A 3399-nucleotide genomic window follows, 5' to 3' on the forward strand; every position below is an offset into this window, starting at 1 on the left:
CGAAGTCGGCGTTGAACGCCGCGCAGACGAGCGGGTGGAGCTGGATGGCCTTGCCCTCGACGAGCTGCGGCTCGAACGCCTGGATGCCGAGACGGTGCAGCGTGGGCGCACGGTTCAGCAGCACGGGGCGCTCGCGGATGATCTCCTCGAGCACGTCCCACACCTGCGGGTTCGCGCGCTCCACCATGCGCTTGGCGGCCTTGATGTTCTGCGCGTGCTGCAGGTCGATCAGCCGCTTGATGACGAACGGCTTGAACAGCTCGAGCGCCATGTCCTTCGGCAGACCGCACTGGTGCAGCTTGAGCTGCGGGCCCACGATGATGACCGAACGGCCCGAGTAGTCGACGCGCTTGCCCAGCAGGTTCTGGCGGAAACGACCCTGCTTTCCCTTGAGCATGTCGCTCAGGGACTTCAGGGCGCGGTTGCCGGTACCGGTGACGGGACGACCGCGGCGGCCGTTGTCGAACAGTGCGTCGACGGCCTCCTGCAGCATGCGCTTCTCGTTGTTCACGATGATCTCGGGGGCACCGAGGTCGAGCAGACGACGAAGGCGGTTGTTGCGGTTGATCACGCGACGGTACAGGTCGTTCAGGTCGCTCGTGGCGAAGCGGCCACCGTCGAGCTGCACCATCGGGCGCAGCTCCGGCGGGATGACCGGAACGACATCGAGCACCATGGCGGCCGGCGTGTTGCCGGTCTGGAGGAACGAGTTGACCACGCGCAGGCGCTTGATCGCACGGATCTTCTTCTGGCCCTTGCCGGTGGCGATCTGCTCGTGCAGCAGCTCCGCCTCGGCCGTCAGGTCGAAGTTCTCCAGGCGCTTCTTGATCGCCTCGGCACCCATGTAGGCCGTGAAGTAGAGGCCGTAACGGTCGACGAGCTCGTTGAAGTCGGCATCCTCGGGCTTGAGGTCGCCCACCTTGAGGGTGCGGAACGACTCCCACACCCGCTCGAGACGCGCGATGTCCTCGTCGAAGCCCTTGCGGATCTGCGACATCTCCTTCTCGGCGCCGTCGCGGGTGCGGCGCTTCTGGTCGGCCTTCGCGCCCTCCTCTTCCAGGGCGGCGAGGTCGGTCTCGAGCTTCGCCAGACGGTCGGCCACGCGGGCGTCGCGCTGGTCGGTGAGCGCCTTGATCTCCAGGCGCAGCTCGTTCTCGAGGCCCGGCAGGTCTTCGTGACGACCGTTCTCGTCGACGTCGATGACCATGTAGGCGGCGAAGTAGATGACCTTCTCGAGGTCCTTCGGCGCCATGTCGAGCAGGTACCCGAGACGCGACGGCACTCCCTTGAAGTACCAGATGTGCGTCACCGGGGCGGCGAGCTCGATGTGGCCCATGCGCTCACGGCGCACGGAGGACTTGGTGACCTCCACGCCGCAGCGCTCGCAGACGATGCCCTTGAAGCGCACGCGCTTGTACTTGCCGCACGCGCACTCCCAGTCGCGGGACGGACCGAAGATCTGCTCACCGAACAGACCGTCCTTCTCCGGCTTCAGGGTGCGGTAGTTGATCGTCTCGGGCTTCTTGACCTCACCGTGGGACCAGCGACGGATGTCGTCTGCCGTGGCCAGGCCGATACGCAGCTCGTCAAAAGTTGTTGCGTCGAGCAATTTCTCTCCTAGTAGAAAGTTCGTCAGTAAGGGTCTGGCTGGCTTCAGATCTCGTCGATCGACGACGACTCGAAGTGGCTGGACAGGTTGATGCCGAGCTCTTCGGCGGCACGGTAAGCCTCGTCATCCGTGTCGCGCAGGCTCACCGGAGTGCCGTCGGCCGAGAGGACCTCGACGTTCAGGCAGAGCGACTGCATCTCCTTGATGAGAACCTTGAAGGACTCCGGGATGCCCGGCTCCTGGATGTTCTCGCCCTTGACGATGGCCTCGTACACCTTCACGCGGCCCAGGATGTCGTCGGACTTGACGGTGAGCAGCTCCTGCAGCGCGTAGGCGGCGCCATACGCCTCGAGGGCCCACACCTCCATCTCGCCGAAGCGCTGACCGCCGAACTGCGCCTTACCACCGAGCGGCTGCTGGGTGATCATCGAGTACGGTCCGGTCGAGCGGGCGTGGATCTTGTCGTCGACCAGGTGGTGCAGCTTCAGGATGTACATGTAGCCCACCGAGATCGGCTCAGGGAACGGCTCGCCGGAGCGGCCGTCGAAGAGCTGCGTCTTACCGGTGTGGTCGATCAGTCGCTCCCCGTCGCGATTCGGCAGCGTGGAGTCCAGCAGACCGGCGATCTCCTCCTCCAGCGCACCGTCGAACACCGGCGTCGCCACCTTCGTGTTCGGCGCGGCCTCACGTGCGACCTCGGGCAGGCGTGCCGCCCACTCCGGGTTGCCCTCGACCTTCCAGCCCTGCTTGGCGGCCCACCCGAGGTGGATCTCCAGCACCTGGCCGAAGTTCATGCGGCCGGGAACACCGAGCGGGTTCAGGATGACGTCGACCGGGGTGCCGTCCGCAAGGAACGGCATGTCTTCCACCGGGAGGATGCGCGAGATGACGCCCTTGTTGCCGTGACGGCCGGCGAGCTTGTCACCTGCGGTGATCTTGCGCTTCTGAGCGATGAACACCGCGACGCGCTGGTTCACACCGGAGCCGAGCTCGTCGTCACCGTCGACAGCGTCGAACACCTTGACGCCGATGACCGTGCCCTCTTCACCGTGCGGCACCTTCAGCGACGTGTCGCGAACCTCGCGGCTCTTCTCGTTGAAGATCGCACGGAGCAGGCGCTCCTCAGCGGAGAGCTCGGTCTCGCCCTTCGGCGTGACCTTGCCCACCAGGATGTCGCCTGGACGGACCTCGGCACCGATGCGGATGATGCCGCGCTCGTCGAGGTCGGCCAGCAGCTCCTGGCTCACGTTCGGCAGGTCGCGGGTGATCTCCTCCTTGCCCAGCTTGGTGTCGCGGGCATCCACCTCGTACTCCTCGATGTGGATCGAGGAGAGGGTGTCGTCCTTCACCAGGTTCTGGCTGAGGATGATCGCGTCCTCGTAGTTGTAGCCCTCCCACGGCATGAACGCCACGAGCAGGTTCTTGCCGAGTGCGAGCTCGCCGTCCTCGGTCGCTGGGCCGTCGGCGATGACCTCGCCGGCCTCGATGCGCTCACCGGCGTTCACGATGACGCGGTGGTTGTAGCTCGTGCCCTGGTTGGAGCGGTCGAACTTGCGCAGGTAGTAGGTCTGCGTTCCGCCCTCGTCGAGCTGGATGGTGACGGCATCCGCCGAGACCTCGGCGACCACACCGGACTTCTCCGCCGTGAGCACGTCGCCAGCGTCGATGGCCGCGTAACCCTCCATGCCGGTTCCGACGTTCGGGGACTCGCTGCGCAGCAGCGGAACGGCCTGACGCTGCATGTTCGCACCCATCAGGGCGCGGTTCGCGTCGTCGTGCTCGAGGAACGG

1 protein-coding gene and 1 pseudogene are annotated in these 3399 nt (G+C 65.7%); both read right to left on the reverse strand.

Annotated features, from left to right (window positions below):
- A pseudogene (locus ACTHNC_RS08555) lies at positions 1–1609 on the reverse strand (DNA-directed RNA polymerase subunit beta'); the annotation flags it as partial.
- 44 nt (positions 1610–1653) lie between these two features.
- Positions 1654–3399: DNA-directed RNA polymerase subunit beta (gene rpoB / locus ACTHNC_RS08560; protein WP_440294178.1), on the reverse strand; the 1746-nt coding region annotated here is incomplete at its 5' end.

It is taken from the genome of Humibacter sp., assembly GCF_051954055.1.
Classification (GTDB): Bacteria; Actinomycetota; Actinomycetes; order Actinomycetales; family Microbacteriaceae; genus Humibacter.